Below are 14,526 nucleotides of genomic sequence, written 5' to 3'. Positions count from 1 at the left end.
GGACAATATGACAGAGTGGAGATTTGCCGAAAAACCTATTGGGGAAACAACTGTTAAAAAAATCGAAAAGGCATTAGATATTAAGTTCCCTAGCGACTACGTTACAACTATATTAAACAACAATGGGGCGCGCCCAAGTAAAAGATATTTGACTTTAAAAATACAAAAGGTGCTGTTTTTAATCGATTACATGGTCTAACTGAGGATAGTTCAAGTTTTATTTTAGAGGTCTTAGAAGATTACCAGGATGGAAGAATTCTTCCTGGGATAGTTCCTTTTGCTTGTGATCCTTTCGGTAACGAAATCTGTTTCGATTATCGTCTGAATAAAGAGAATCCGTCCGTAGTTTTCCGGGATCACGAGATTGCATATGAAGATCCTGATAAAGCTTTGAGTCATATATGTGATTCATTTACAGAGTTGGTTAATAAACTATACGAGGAATAAACGAATAAAGCCTTTCCCCTTCTTTTTGAGAAGAAAGGCTCTTGCCCGGTATATGACTAGTAGGAGGTTAACAAATGCAAAGTATTAAATGGAGAAAACGAAGCACTTTTCAAGAAGCTACAAACAGTCAAATTGAATATGTAGAAGAGAAATTAAAAATCAAGTTTCCGACAGATTACAGAGAGTTCATTAAAGACCATAATGGATGTTCCCCTATAGATAGAAAGGTCGTTTTATTTCAAGACTCTCGAGAATCAATCAACAATTTACTGAGCATTGGAGACCCTACTCGACCAACTGATCTCCTTAGTACAATTGATAATGTTAAAGACCGGTTAGTTGATAATATCATACCTTTTGCTACAGAATTTAGAGCAGAGTATAACACAAAAGAACCGCGACTGGCGGTTCTTTTAGTGTATATTCCTATTTTAAATAAACTGCTTCATTATTATTGGACAGTACCATAATCAAAATCAATATCTTTCTTGTCTAAATCCCCCTTAAAATTTTTAGCATAGGTCATGGTTAAATGTACGCTTTTATCTATCCACCAAGTTCCATCATCAGTATTCGTATCCCAAGTAACATCTATATCTCTGTCAAAATTCTCAAAAAACACCAAATCCCCAACAGCTACTGTTTTTCCGTTGATCTTGTAATATATTAAAACAATTTTTTTATCAAATATACCTGTCCCGTGCTTTACGATTGTTACACTATAAGGCTTATTAGGACATTGCTCTTCAAGTATAACTTCAGGATTTAAAAATAAAACATAACAAATGAATAGAATTGGTACAATCGTTAACCTTTTTAAAAATTTTTTATTGATCCCCTTCAACATAGCCCTCCCTTTTTAACAATCCATTTCATTTGGGATACACCCCCATCATTGAACGTATTTCCTATGAAAAAAATTGATTTTGAACCTCATAGAAACCCTTACATGACAGGATTTTTGTTGTTTTTTCATTGTTTATCAAGATCTAAATCAAAAAATCCATAAAAAATAAGGAGTAATACATATTATACATGACTAATATGTATCACTCCTTTAGTTCTTGTTCAATAATCATGCCCGATTGTGGAAGATCGTTATTGAACGAAAGCCCCCGATAGTTGGATAAGAAAAAGCAAAAGAACTTGCTATTTCTCAAATACATCCACCAAATTTTCAATGTTAGTTTGTTTTTCATACATACTAATAAAAAAATAAGACCTTGATAAAACTTTACAAGACAAACTGAATTGACTATAGTCTAATTAGACTAAAATATTGATGTAAAGAAGTGAAAAGTGAGATGATAAAGTCTTTTTTAATGTTGGGGCAGTCGAATATGGCGGGCCGTGGATTTTTGAATGAAGTAGACCCTATCTATAATGAAAAAATAAAAATGCTGCGCAATGGACAGTGGCAGATGATGACAGAGCCGATTAATTACGACCGTCCGGTTTCCGGCGTTGGCCTGGCGGCATCTTTTGCAGATGCATGGTCGAAAGCTCATCCCAATGAAGAAATTGGCTTGATCCCTTGTGCGGAAGGTGGCAGTTCATTGAATGACTGGCATCCGGAAGGCATCCTTTTTCAGCATGCTTTGTCCGAAGCCCGCTTCGCCCTCCGGTCCAGTCAGATTTGTGGAATCCTTTGGCACCAGGGTGAGAGTGACAGTTATCGTTCGCTACATGAAACTTATTACGAGAAATTAACTCTTATCAACGAGACGCTAAGAAACGAGTTGAAACTTGATGAGGTACCGATGATTATTGGAGGGCTTGGTGACTTTCTTGGGAAGACCGGTTTTGGACAGCACGCGACCGAATTTCGACAGGTTAATGAACAATTGCTGCGTTTTGCTAATGAACAACAGAATTGTTATTTTGTTACTGCAGCAGGTTTGACTGCGAATCCTGATGGCATTCATTTAGACGCAGCTTCACAACGCAAATTCGGTTACCGCTATTTCGAGGCTTTTTCGAAAAAGTACCATATCCTGAAACCCATTTCGGGAGAGGAGCAATCACTGAAAGTGAATGGTGACTATTCTAAAACAGAGCAGATTTACCTTCATAGTATGGATTTGGCTTCGGGTAAAATCACGTACGCGGAATTTGAGGCGCGGATGGCGAAGGTGATGAAACCATGATTCCCTTACTTATCCTTGGCTTGCTTATCCAAAATCCCGGAGCTCACGGCTATGAACTTCTGGCCTTAATGGAAAAACGTCATTACAAATACATTGTTAACTTCACGAAAGGTTCATTTTATTACAATCTGCAGCAACTTGAAGAAAGGTGTTTTATTGAACAGATTCAGCAGAAACCCTCAACCAGTGGGCGTGAAATCCGTAACTTTAAAGTCACAGAATCAGGAAGAGCAGAATTCGAGAAATTAATGATCAAATACGGCACCAAATCGGAATATGTGAACCTGCAATTTTATGGGGCGTTACTCTTTGCCGATGATTTCGACAAAAATAAATTACTGGATCTGATCAAATCACAAATCGACCAGACTAAAACTCGAATCGAGCTCCTTGATGAATACCTGTCCATCGCTCAAGAAATTCCCGGCACAATCAATTACTTTCGCCGTATGAACGAAAATTCCCGTTCACATCACTTGGTTAATTTAGAGTGGTTCGAAAAATTGAAAGCAGAAATAGAGTGAACTATTGCATAATAAAAAAATGTAATGTTAAATATATAAGAATATTAGTTACCTTAATATAAAACCTGTGTCGTAGATATCTAGTAACACCATTGATACAGGTTTTATACTCCTTCTTTAATTAAACCAGCTAATAGAGTTGTCAACACTTGCCCCCCAACAAGAGCACATGAATCTGCTGCGTGTTCTTCTTTTTCAATCCTTCGTATTAATAACCACTTTTTACACCTATTTAGTATTGAAGTAAGTCAACTGATTTTTCTCCTTCTTCCGCTAAACTGCTGCTTTAGTCGAATAAGAAAAAGTGATCTCCCTTAAGGAAGAATCACTTCCTCTAATTGAACAAGCAGTGAAGGTGAACATCGTTCTTGACATAAATTTTTTATATACCTCTGCGTAAGCAACTTTCAATGGATCCCTAAGTTGCTTGTTATTATCTTCTAATTTCTTAATCTTACGGTTCAGTGTTCCATCAATCAGTATTTGTATCCCAAGTAACATCTATATCTCTGCCCAAATTCTAAAAAATAAGAAATGTTTGAAAATTACATATCCCCCAAAAAATTAAAAACCGAGCGGCAGTTCTTCAAGTGTTCTCATCAGAAAATTCCCTTTCCATTTAATTTGTTCCTTTTCGCCTTTTATCTGTATATTTGGACAGCGGCGTAATAAAGTGGAAATAGCAATCTTTGATTCTAAGCGGGCAAGCTGTGCACCAAGGCAAAAATGGCTGCCATGGCCAAAAGCAATATGGCGGTTGTTCTTTCTTTCAATATCAAATATGTCGGCATTTGAAAATATCTTTTCATCACGGTTTGCTGATGCTAAGGAAATGATGATCACATCTTTCCGTTTAATCTCCTGCCCATGCAGTATAAACGGTTCAGCCGTCCAGCGAATAGTCGTTAACTCAACAGGGCTGTGAAACCTCAATGCTTCTTCTATGGCTGAATTCATCAAGTCCGGCTGCTGGCGGAGCTTTTCTAGTTGATCATGGTGGCACATCAGAGCATATGTCATATTGGTGATTAAGTTTACGGTTGTTTCATGACCTGCAACGATAAGCAGCATAATCATCGAGTACAATTCTTCTGTACTTAATTGTGTGCCTTCACTTTCCGCTTGAATTAATGCACTGATTAAATCTCCTGCAGGTTCGCTCCTTTTTTTACGAACTAAGTATTCCAGATATTTAACAAACTCTCCTAACAAATGGTCATTCTCCTGAAGTCTTTCAGGGGCATCTGAAAAATCAATAATTGCTTGCGACCAAACTCTGAATTTTTGACGATCTTCTAGGGGAATGCCAAGCATTTCACTTATCACGATAATCGGCAAAGGAAACGCATAATCATCTACTAGGTTCATGGATTTGTTGGGCTGTACTTTATCCAATAAAGAATCTGCTATATGTTGGATTTTGTCTTCCAACTGCAAAATCATTCGATGAGTAAATGCTTTCTGAACAAGAGTTCGCAAACGATTGTGATCGGGGGGATCTGAATTAAGCATATGCTTTGTTAAAGGCTCTTCATTCTTCAATAGAACAGGACGTTTCTCTTCTTTTGCGGTAATTACATTTTCATAGTTTTTCTTTAATTTTTCATTCTTTAATAAATGTATTGCATCATCATATCTTGTTATGAGCCAGCCATCCCCCAGAGTTCCTAAAGCTAATGGGTAGAGAGGGTGTGATTGTCGCAATTCTTTATAAAAATTGTACGCTTCATCTTTAAATGCTCTGGAAGACAATTGACTTTCCGTCAAAATGGTTAAACTCTTTTTTTGTTTTGAAGACATTCATTCAACCTCCATCTTTATTAAGAATTATGAGAATCTTTAAATATAAAATCAGAATGATTTGTAAAAACTACTTCTATTGATCTGAATGCCTTCATTTCATAAAGGCTTCGATCAATCAATCTCACCCATAATTGAAAAACATAAATTTTTGATTCATTATCTATCACTAAAAAAATTCTAATTATATGTTTGAAGGACTTTTCTTTTAAAACCCCAATTGCAAATTTCATGATCAAATCGCCTGATACGGGATTCACTAAATTCTTCAAAGCCGTTCTTTTTGCTAAAATGATCTATTTAGATCAGTATTGGTGATAAGGGCCAAAATGCCGCCCCCGCTTTGTGAGATAAAAGGTACTAGACAGTCATTAATCATTTTGCTGCCCAAACTCTTTCCCTGATAAGATGGCGAAACTCCTAATACTTCTAAATACCATGCCGGCTCTTTTAAGGATTTGTAAGATTTTTTAGCCTCATTAGTCACCGTCAACATGTTCAATACTAAAAATCCCCCTTTTGATTAATTTTATCCCCCCTGCTGCTATATAATCGATCAAGCTAATGTCATGTTTATCACGATGTTTTAATAGAGCTGCAACAACAATTTCACCATTCTGAATGCCTAAAAAACAGAAATGCTTTTTAAAATATGCTTTTGTTAGTACTTTATGCATTTCAAAAATAAATGAACGATCTTTTTTTCCGCGTTCTACGAGTAAATCCATAAAAGGATATTGATTGAAAGATTCATGGAATAGCTTTGCCACTTTACTTCATTCATCAGCTCTTGCTTGTCGATAAAGAAACATTGATACACCTCCTTTTCCAATAACCATTTTTTGACTCATGAACACATGTTCATTATAATGGTAAGAAAATTTGAGTATCAATCTGCAATTTAGCTGTATATGTTCATTAATGAACAATACATGATAAATTGTATATTAACGGAGGATGCTATGGGGGACAGACGATCAATCAAAACAAAAAGTGCTATAAAACATGCCTTTTTAAAGTTGCTTCATGAAAAAGAAATCAACAAAATAACTGTTTCCGATTTATCTAAAAAAGCCGATATAGGCCGAGGCACCTTTTATCTTCACTACAAAGATGTTTTTGACTTGTATGAGCAGATCGAAGACGAGATATTTGAACAGCTAGGAAGCTTTTATGATTCATCATTTCCAAGTGAGGATCCACTAAGCATGCTGACCTTTATAGAAAAAACTACAGAATACATATATCAAAACGTCGAAATTTTTACATTGTTAACAAAACCAAAAATGAATGTCCTTTCAACCAACAAACTGAAAGAGTTTTTTAAAAGGAAAGTAATTGAGGAATTGAGCATGATACGACAATCAGCAAATTCAATTACGGAAACTGAGAAATTCGAAACAACATTTATCGTTTCAGGTGTAGTAGGAATTATAGAGGAATGGATTAACAATGGGATGATAAAAACACCTACTTGTATCTCTAATATCATTCATCAATTGTTATTAAAATTTGAAGATTAACATGAAGAGAAGGAGACTTTCTGTAAATCCAATAGATTTTTCGCGAAGAAGCCCTGTGTTATTCCACATGCATATAACCTAATGAATTTGGTCTCCTTGGGGGAAGAAGAATTGTTTGCTGAAATGGTCGAGTACCTGCGGATATGCTGGTGGTACCGAACGTGTATGACCTGTTTCTTTCAACTGCTGCATAAAGACAATGAAAAAGCGAATCGCGAAACCTGTTCTCGATATTCTATATAGCTAGCTCGGGTAGCTACACGCATGTGCTATTTGTTTCGGAAGACTGCTTAAATAGGTGAAATACAGATTTCCTATAACTTTCTTCATCGATTGTGTTAAAAGAAAATGATCCACAATCAGCAATTGCATATTGCAGTTCAAAAACATTTGGAGTTTAACATATTTACCAATTTTATTAGCACTGACTTCGGATACTTTTAATGTTTTTAAGGCAGTAACTTTTGAATCAGCTTTTGCAATAGTAGATATTTTGTCGATGCCTTTTATTCAACTATTGCAAGAATAACAGTACTACCAAAGCTAAAAAAATGAGCATCTAACCCCCTCCCTGCCAAGCGGAAACGACAACGATCGTAAAAATTGCTGCTTGCTTAGGGCTCGTTAAGAAAGGCTGTAGTGATAGGCCATAGTGCGCCAATACATTATTTCAAAGTAAAAAGTATACTTATGAGGACAAGCTTTCTTGAAAATAAAATACCTCAGCAGCATTCTTGAACTCAAGTAAAGCCGCTAAGGTACTCTTTTCAAATTCACAAAAAAAGTCTACTCTACTATTATTTTAAACTCATCTTCTAATTCCTTTTGAGCCCTTTGTAAAACTTCTAATGTATTATCAGCGTATGAACCTAAAAACTTTTTACTAGACTCAAAATTTCTCCAAACTAAAGTTTGCGGCAACTCTATCCACCCTGTAAGGCAATCCCATAAAGCGTCTAAATTTTCCCCATAGTAGTCTGGGAAGTCTAATTTATCTTTTAATACATCATGTAACCCTTCTTTATTTTCAAAGTCTTTTCCATCTACAACTATTTTTTTCATTAAAAACTATGTCCTCCATTATTTTAACTTAACAAACGTTTTATAATGATCTGTTGTTTTATATATTAATCCATATTCGAATAGAGTAATCTGTCATTCCCTCTGTAACCTGTGGTATAGTTTATATCAGCTTCGCGCCACACTCTATTTTTAGCGTCAGGAAGACGTTTTTCTCTGTTTTTGTATATATCTCCCCCGATACTTTTCCCCGGTGCTACTTTTGATAAATTACCTTTTTTGCTTTCCCATCCTAATTTTCTTGCTTCTCCTTTATTTATGTAATTTTCCGGCACTGGCCATTGATCGCCATCTCATCCATACTGAGCAACACCCCGATTTTACATTAGAGTTGCTGAACCATAGAGTACTCTCTGCAACTATTGAACCTCTTTCACCATCCAGTGATAGCTGTTGATTAGATTTCCGTTATCCTTTAAGAACTAATACATATTAGCAGGGAGCTAGCCATGATTGAAAAATACACAACTGAAGTTTCTTTAGACTTTTTTAATGGTGATGAAACAGATTTAAAGGATACAATTGAGGAGATTAGACTTTTTTGCAAAGACATATGAGAACGATAAAGTAACCGTCCTAAGTGTTACTGAAAACGAATCTTCAAAGGGAAAAAACTATAAAGTTCTTTTACAGCACGAAAGAGATACAAATAATCTAGGACGTAAATATGAATATGATGAAGAAAAACTATTCGGTTTCTTTGAAGATGAAGAATTGTTATTACCCCGTTAGCGCATATAAAGAACCCACATTTTAGTGGGCTTTTTCAATTATTCACATTTACATAACCTTAAAATCTATCTTATTATTAAACCTGCGCAAGGCTGCCCTTTACAGTTTTAATCACTGTTCTGCATGCTCAGGAGCTTCTAAGACATACACAGACCCCGTTTGAACATGTATTACAGGAAGCTGACCCAACATTTATTTAACAATCAGTGACGGAAAATCTATGCTCCCCCCTTTTGTAATTAATAATGAAATCCTCATCATGCATTAACGCGAAATGAAAACAACAAAAAAGAAGTGTCCCTTCATGATCCGATCGGGCAGGATATTGATTACGGAGATAAAAATGAATAGCTGCATTCGAAAAAGCTATGTATCACTCAGAAACTCATGTTAAATATGTGGATAGCCCTTCTCATAGAAGGAGATGGGCTCTTTTTCACTTCAATATTGTTTTTGGATTTCACTTTTTTGGACCGTAAATTCTATCAGGTAATCCAATGTATGAGTAACACCTAACTTCAAAATACACCACAGACATTGATTTAAGATACCCTTCCTTCTACAACATATGAGAATAGGGATGATTAAACCAATCAGTAAAAATCTCTTTCTGTAAAATTCTACACCCTTCCTTTAAAATACTTTATTTCTATAAATACGTATCGATAGAAGCCAAGAACAAACATATAGAATCATAACCGAAAACAGAATTAACAAATAAACATTAAGATTTTGCAATGATAATAATATTCGAACACATTCTCTCATTTGGATTTCCAATATGATGAACCAGAACGTGTCGGTGATGAAATGAATGTTTAGGTTAAAAATTTTCTGAACTACTAATTGAAACCTTTATTAAACCTTGAACATCCCATAGTTATCTTTATAGTATGAAATAATAAAATCACGAAAGTTTCTTACCGAAGAAGATAATACTTTATGCCTTATCCAAGATAAGCCGACTGGATATGTAGCAGAATTATCATCAATTTTTATATAATGTAACCCCAATGTTCTACAAACTGAAATAGGAAGTAAAGCAACACCCTGATCAAGCTTTATAATTTCGACCAGTAAATTAGAATCGACCTCAAATGCATGATTTGGCCTAAAGCCTGCTTTCTCACAAAGTGAAGTTGTAAAACCACTATACTCGTCATTATTGGCAAGTGAAATAAATGGCTCATCGGCGACTTGGCTTAACGAAATTTCAGTTTTATCTGCATACCTGTGGTTCGAGGGTAAAACCAGAACAATATCTTCATTTATCAGCACACAACTCTCTATCTCTTCATCTTGAATAGGATGACTTGCTATTCCTAAATCGATATCCCCTTTTTTTAAACTCGTCATTATTCCGCTTTTTACTCCGATTCCTTGCTGAATTTTTGATTCAGGAAAGCGGTTAATATATTCACTGATTAGCTTGCTAAGGAATCTAGCATTTGAAATCGATATTCTAATGACATTAGCAATTTGATGTTCCTCTGATTGAATTTCCATTTGTGCGTTTTCAATCTCAGTAAAAATCCTGTTTACATGCTTCAACAGAATTTTTCCTGACGAACTCAATTGGATATTCCTTCCTTTCCTCTCAAATAATTTAGTTCCCAATTCATCCTCAAGTCTTTTAATCGTCAGGCTTAAAGAAGGCTGGGCGATATTTAATAGTTTGGCTGCTTTAGACATGTGTTCTGTAAAGGCAACTGTCTGAAAGTATTTTAGCTGAAGTAATTCCATCTATCTAGACCCCTTATTTATTATAATAAATATATATATACATTATTATGTATTAGATTAAATGTAAATATAGATGTAATCTAATTACGTAAGACATATGAAAAAAGAATCGCTTTTGAGTGAAAAAAGGAAGGTGTCATGACATGAAAATTGATGTAAATAACATAGCAAAAAACTTCAATACACCATTAACAGCTCCATCATATCCCGTACCAACCTATAAATTTGTTAACCGTGAGTACCTTAATATCATTTACCGAACAGATGAAAAAGCTTTACGAGCGGCAGTGCCAGAACCTCTTGAAATCAATGAACCTTTGGTTAAATTTGAAGTGATGTGGATGCCCGATGTTTCTGGGCTAGGTGCTTATACTGAGGCTGGACAAGTCATTCCTGTTTCATTTAATGGTGAGGAAGGTGATTATGTGCATTCAATGTACGTGGACAACTTCCCCGCGATCGCCAGTGGAAGAGAGCTTAGTGCTTATCCAAAGAAATTGGGAAATCCCAAGCTATATGTAGATTCCGATACCCTTGTTGGTACGCTTGATTACGGTTCACTTCGTGTGGCAACGGCTACGATGGGATATAAACACGTTGAAATGGATAAAGACCAAGCTAAAAGTGAAATTTGCCGGCCTAATTTCATGGTTAAAATCGTAACAGATTATAGTGGTAAGTTAAGGGTTTGTGACTTGGTAAGAACACAAATTACAGATATTGAAATTAAAGGGGCATGGACAGGTCCCGCACGACTTCAATTGTTCGAACATGCTTTAGCACCTTTAGCTGATTTACCCGTATTAGAAGTCGTTTCGGCATCACACATCTTAACGGATTTGACCTTAAATAATGTACGACCTGTTTATAATTATTTAGAGGAAAAATAAGGAGGATTTTCTAATGAGAATTGCAGTGTTAGGAGCAGGTTCTTTAGGAACCATAGTTGGAGCGTATCTTGCTGCCGGCGGAATGAATGTTGAATTAATCGATACTTATCAGGCACATGTAGATGCTTTAAATCATAAAGGTGCAAAAGTGATCGGTACAACGGATTTTCAAGCAAAGGTGAAAGCCATTACCCCTGAAAACAAGTCAGGAAAATATGATTTAGTCTTACTTCTAACGAAACAATTATATAACGATTCAGTGCTGCAAGAGTTGCTTCCGTTTTTAGGGGCCGATAGCATTGTATGCTCCTTACAAAACGGTATACCAGAAGAAAAAGTAGCATCCATTGTCGGTCGTGAACGTACAATTGCAGGTTCTGTTGAATTTGGTGCTACGTTTATTGAACCAGGCGTGTCTCGTCTTACAACCGAATATACTCACTTTAAGAAGTACGCTTTTCAAATTGGAGAGTTAAACGGTGAAATAACAGAAAGAATCCAGCGAATTAAATCTATTTTAGACCTTGTGGGCGGAACGCATATTTCCGACAATTTAGTTGGAACGAAGTGGTCAAAACTACTTATTAATAATGCGTTCAGTGGTTTATCGGCAGCATTAAACGGAAAATACGGAGACATTCTTGACAATGAAATTGGCATTGTTAGTGCAGTTCATATTGCAGATGAGACAATCAAGGTTGGACACGCAAATGGTGTCACATTTGCTAAAATGGGGGGCCTTGATATAGAATCATTGGAATTAACAAGCGAAAATGACCTTCCTGATCGTATCCAAACGTTTAGGGCAGCAATGGAATCATCAAGATTGTTAAAAGCGAGTATGCTTCAGGATATTGAAAAGAAACGCAAAACTGAGATTGATTACATTAATGGAGTTATTCCAAGATTAGCTGAAGGGACAGGCATTTCAACTCCTTATAATGATATGGTTGTTAAATTAGTCAAAACAGCTGAACAATATCAATCTGTTCCAAATTTTGATGTCAATATTAAGTTCTTTAAAGACTTCATTTGTGCTTAAATTTCCCCAGTGAAATTTTAAAATTGCTATTTATCTTAGTACAACTTCGCCTTCAAAGGGGTTTTGTTAGAAACTTATGATGAATAGACATACGATTATTTAAATTTATTTCCACCCTACAGAATGAACGGATTGCGAAGGGAAGTATACATCAGTAAAACAACGTAATACGTTACTTAGTTAATTAAATGATTTTGAGTAAGTTATTCTTATTCCATTCTTGAAATTCAACCAGTCAAAATACCTTGTTGATGCAGACAATTTAATTGTCTGCTTTTCATTTTGCAAAGGTTTTAAGAGAACATAACCCATCGTTCAAGCAGCCATGCGCTGGATCACGGATGCGAACATGGTAGCAGCCGTATCAAATGCAGGAGGAAATTCGTTATTTATTGTACAGTACTATAATCAAAAACAATTTCTTTCTTATCTAAATTCCCCTTAAAATTTTCAGCATAGGTCATAGTTAAATGTACGCTTTTATCTATCCACCAAGTTCCATCATCAGTAGTGGTATCCCAAGTAACATCTATATCCCTGCCAAAATTCTCAAAAAACGCCAAATCCGCAATTGCTACTGTTTTTCCGTTAATCTTGTAATATATGAAAACAATTTTCTTATCGAAAGTACCTGATCCGTGTTTTACGATTGTTAAACTGTAAGGCTTATTAGGACATTGCTCTTCAAGAACAATTTCTGGATTTAAGAATAAAACATAAAAAAACAATATAATTGGTATAATCATTAACCTTTTAAAAGTTTTTTTGGCGATATTAAACCCCTCCGCACAAACCATTGTTGCAAAAATCCATTTAACAGGATATTCCCCCATCATTTGGACGTTTTTTCTATAAAAAAAGTTGTATCTTCCCTATAATAATTTAAAGTATCCAAGATGAGTCATTAGATATCAGGCTTTCGTTTAAACCTGTTACAAGCTTCGCACTAAAACACCGGGATTTATAATATTAGCTTAGGACAGTCGAATAAGTCGAAGTGAACAATGGGATGACTTCGCTCGTGAATTTTTCCATATATATACGAAAGTGAAAAAAAACAATGCCGGCAACTTGGACTGATTATTTAGAGTAGCAGTCGAATTATTTTACATATCACTTTTGCATTCCAACTTTCATGTTGCGTAATATCAATCTTCCGTACATACAATCACATGCAATTGAAAATGTGGCTTGGCTATTTAAAGTATCACCTTCATTTGCTAAGAAACGTTTGAATCTTTAATACAGGAAGCTGACTCAATATTTATTTAATCAAACAGTTATGGGAAATCTAAGCGCCCCCCTGAGTTCTACCGGGCGGAGAGGGAGAAACGGAAGAAATGTGAAGAGGGCAAAAAGCTGCTGACGAGGAGTCAGCAGCTAACACAGGGGCATCTAACTGTAGGGATCCATATAAATAGTGTGTATTAGTAGTTCGCGAATGATGTATTCAATATTCCGCCCAGTATTTCCAACGTTCAGGGGGAAAAAACTTTGACCAATCTTTAGAAAGGCCACGGGTGATGAGAAGACGATCAAGTCATACATTCAGTGAATCACAGAGTTCAATCTTCATAAAGATCTAGGCGTGCCCTTTCCTCACTCCCCATTTAATGCGCCATCATCTCGTGGGCAATATCGTGTCCATCCATTTCTGACGGATAGAATGTAGGCCAGTTTTTGACTTCATCAAGTAAAGCTTCACGATCGTCACCCCAATACAGATGGTAATGACTAGCTTTAGTCGGATAGATACTATGATCACTAAACTGAATATACTGAGGAAGTCCTTCAGCTTCTTTAGCTCGTTTGAATATGTATCTTACCCCTCTATTGCCCGCATCATATGTTAGAATTTCGTACCCGTCATAAGTATACTCACCAGAATATTCTTTTCCATTTTTGAAGAATGTTACAGTATCTTGTTGAATTAAGATACGTTCAATATCTGTTTTATACCCTTTTTTGTAATACTCTTTATATTCTTCGGCTGTCATATCATCTTCATGTTCTGCTTTATAAGAAAATACTTCGTCAAGAGTACCATCTTGCAGGAATGGATAAACAGATTGCCAGTCTCCTTTCCAATCAGAAAGTGAACGATCCTTTACTTGACTGTTTTTAAAATAGCCCTCATAAATTTTTTCTGTTTCCTCATCATGTGCATGACTATGATCGTGAGCATGATTATGAGCATGTTCGTGTGTGTGACTTTCAGATGTTGGCTCTTGCGTTTTAGAAGAGTCTTCCGTCGCTGACGAGGATGATGTTGTTTTATTAGACTCACCTTCGGATGAACCTGAAGTCTGACATCCTGCCAATACTAGTAACGAACCAATTGTTAATATACCTAACCTCTTTGCCAATAAAATCTTCATTACAACACTCCTTTTATTTCAAATCGAAAACATTACGATTTATATTATACATATATCTTGTGCAAACATCAAAGGGAAAATGACCCTAATAGCCCTTTAAGAACTTCAGGCTGTCGAGAAAATTTCGACAGCCTTCATTTTTCTTAGAAAACAAAAGAACCAAAACTGGCGGATCTTTTGGTGTATATATAGAATCTGATAATTTTCCAATCTCTATTTT

At 35.7% G+C, this 14,526-nt stretch carries 15 protein-coding genes and 4 pseudogenes; 9 read left to right on the top strand and 10 right to left on the bottom strand.

The genetic code is table 11. The features are described 5' to 3' along the window. Window positions 1-7 precede the first annotated feature (7 nt). Window positions 8-447, top strand: a pseudogene (locus tag GXP75_RS21510) (SMI1/KNR4 family protein). Between the two features lie 74 nt (window positions 448-521). Beyond that, window positions 522-917 (top strand): SMI1/KNR4 family protein, encoded by a 396-nt coding sequence (locus tag GXP75_RS12315; protein WP_242556921.1) that lies wholly within the window; start codon window positions 522-524, stop codon window positions 915-917. On the opposite strand, the gene GXP75_RS12310 is transcribed toward GXP75_RS12315, so the two are convergent. Further along, window positions 899-1,294: a hypothetical protein gene (locus GXP75_RS12310; protein ID WP_242556920.1), complete on the bottom strand. Its 396-nt coding sequence runs from the start codon at window positions 1,292-1,294 to the stop codon at window positions 899-901. The two genes, GXP75_RS12315 and GXP75_RS12310, sit on opposite strands and share 19 nt — an antisense overlap. A 457-nt stretch (window positions 1,295-1,751) precedes the next feature. On the opposite strand from GXP75_RS12310, the gene GXP75_RS12305 reads away from it, so the two are divergent. Together GXP75_RS12305 and GXP75_RS12300 are read left to right on the top strand one after the other, a co-directional pair. Beyond that, window positions 1,752-2,594 carry a sialate O-acetylesterase gene (locus GXP75_RS12305; RefSeq protein ID WP_242556919.1) on the top strand — a complete coding sequence of 281 codons (843 nt, stop codon included), beginning with the start codon at window positions 1,752-1,754 and terminating at the stop codon, window positions 2,592-2,594. Beyond that, a complete protein-coding gene (locus GXP75_RS12300) occupies window positions 2,591-3,118 on the top strand; it encodes a PadR family transcriptional regulator (RefSeq protein ID WP_242556918.1) in 528 nt (175 codons plus the stop codon). Before GXP75_RS12305 ends, GXP75_RS12300 begins: the two co-directional genes overlap by 4 nt. 378 nt (window positions 3,119-3,496) lie before the next feature. Here the strand turns inward: GXP75_RS12300 and GXP75_RS12295 are convergent. From GXP75_RS12295 to GXP75_RS12280, 4 genes and pseudogenes are all read right to left on the bottom strand, one after another. Further along, a pseudogene (locus tag GXP75_RS12295) lies at window positions 3,497-3,586 on the bottom strand (DUF6262 family protein); the annotation flags it as partial. Between the two features lie 96 nt (window positions 3,587-3,682). Then, a complete protein-coding gene (locus GXP75_RS12290; protein WP_242556917.1) occupies window positions 3,683-4,918 on the bottom strand; it encodes a cytochrome P450 family protein in 1,236 nt (411 codons plus the stop codon). Between the two features lie 286 nt (window positions 4,919-5,204). Beyond that, window positions 5,205-5,414 (bottom strand): GNAT family N-acetyltransferase, encoded by a 210-nt coding sequence (locus GXP75_RS12285; protein ID WP_242557148.1) that lies wholly within the window; start codon window positions 5,412-5,414, stop codon window positions 5,205-5,207. Next, a complete protein-coding gene (locus GXP75_RS12280; protein WP_242556916.1) occupies window positions 5,398-5,688 on the bottom strand; it encodes a hypothetical protein in 291 nt (96 codons plus the stop codon). Before GXP75_RS12280 ends, GXP75_RS12285 begins: the two co-directional genes overlap by 17 nt. 192 nt (window positions 5,689-5,880) lie before the next feature. Here GXP75_RS12280 and GXP75_RS12275 point away from each other — a divergent pair, with 192 nt between their 5' ends. Continuing rightward, window positions 5,881-6,441, top strand: coding sequence for a TetR/AcrR family transcriptional regulator (locus GXP75_RS12275; protein ID WP_242556915.1), 561 nt, complete (start codon window positions 5,881-5,883; stop codon window positions 6,439-6,441). 786 nt (window positions 6,442-7,227) lie between these two features. Here the strand turns inward: GXP75_RS12275 and GXP75_RS12270 are convergent. Then, window positions 7,228-7,503, bottom strand: a complete 276-nt coding sequence (locus GXP75_RS12270; RefSeq protein ID WP_242556914.1) for a barstar family protein — start codon at window positions 7,501-7,503, stop codon at window positions 7,228-7,230. Between the two features lie 18 nt (window positions 7,504-7,521). Further along, a pseudogene (locus GXP75_RS21505) lies at window positions 7,522-7,796 on the bottom strand (ribonuclease domain-containing protein); the annotation flags it as partial. Window positions 7,797-8,043: 247 nt separating this feature from the next. On the opposite strand from GXP75_RS21505, the gene GXP75_RS12260 reads away from it, so the two are divergent. Then, window positions 8,044-8,253: a hypothetical protein gene (locus GXP75_RS12260; RefSeq protein ID WP_396022465.1), complete on the top strand. Its 210-nt coding sequence runs from the start codon at window positions 8,044-8,046 to the stop codon at window positions 8,251-8,253. A gap of 858 nt (window positions 8,254-9,111) precedes the next feature. Here GXP75_RS12260 and GXP75_RS12255 read toward each other — a convergent pair. Further along, the gene (locus tag GXP75_RS12255) at window positions 9,112-9,996 is read right to left on the bottom strand and encodes a LysR family transcriptional regulator (RefSeq protein ID WP_242556912.1); all 885 of its coding nucleotides are present in this window, start codon (window positions 9,994-9,996) and stop codon (window positions 9,112-9,114) included. Window positions 9,997-10,139: 143 nt separating this feature from the next. Between GXP75_RS12255 and GXP75_RS12250 the strand changes: the two genes are divergently transcribed. Both GXP75_RS12250 and GXP75_RS12245 read left to right on the top strand, forming a co-directional pair. Further along, window positions 10,140-10,886 carry an acetoacetate decarboxylase gene (locus GXP75_RS12250; protein ID WP_003325362.1) on the top strand — a complete coding sequence of 249 codons (747 nt, stop codon included), beginning with the start codon at window positions 10,140-10,142 and terminating at the stop codon, window positions 10,884-10,886. Window positions 10,887-10,899: 13 nt separating this feature from the next. Continuing rightward, complete coding sequence (locus tag GXP75_RS12245) at window positions 10,900-11,928, top strand: ketopantoate reductase family protein (protein WP_242556911.1); 1,029 nt, start codon at window positions 10,900-10,902, stop codon at window positions 11,926-11,928. Window positions 11,929-12,317: 389 nt separating this feature from the next. Here the strand turns inward: GXP75_RS12245 and GXP75_RS12240 are convergent, their stop codons facing one another. Next, complete coding sequence (locus tag GXP75_RS12240; RefSeq protein ID WP_242556910.1) at window positions 12,318-12,761, bottom strand: hypothetical protein; 444 nt, start codon at window positions 12,759-12,761, stop codon at window positions 12,318-12,320. Window positions 12,762-12,826: 65 nt separating this feature from the next. Between GXP75_RS12240 and GXP75_RS12235 the strand changes: the two are divergent. After that, window positions 12,827-13,294 (top strand): annotated as a pseudogene (locus GXP75_RS12235) (ImmA/IrrE family metallo-endopeptidase); the annotation flags it as partial. Window positions 13,295-13,538: 244 nt separating this feature from the next. Here GXP75_RS12235 and GXP75_RS12230 read toward each other — a convergent pair. Continuing rightward, window positions 13,539-14,306, bottom strand: coding sequence for a metal-binding protein ZinT (locus tag GXP75_RS12230; RefSeq protein WP_242556909.1), 768 nt, complete (start codon window positions 14,304-14,306; stop codon window positions 13,539-13,541). Between the last annotated feature and the right edge of the window lie 220 nt (window positions 14,307-14,526).

Origin of the sequence: Bacillus sp. HU-1818 (assembly GCF_022695965.1) — a bacterium.
Classification (GTDB): Bacteria; Bacillota; Bacilli; order Bacillales; family Bacillaceae; genus Bacillus; species Bacillus atrophaeus.
The sequence above is the reverse complement of the archived record's forward strand: the minus strand, read 5'-3'. Positions and strand labels throughout refer to the sequence as shown.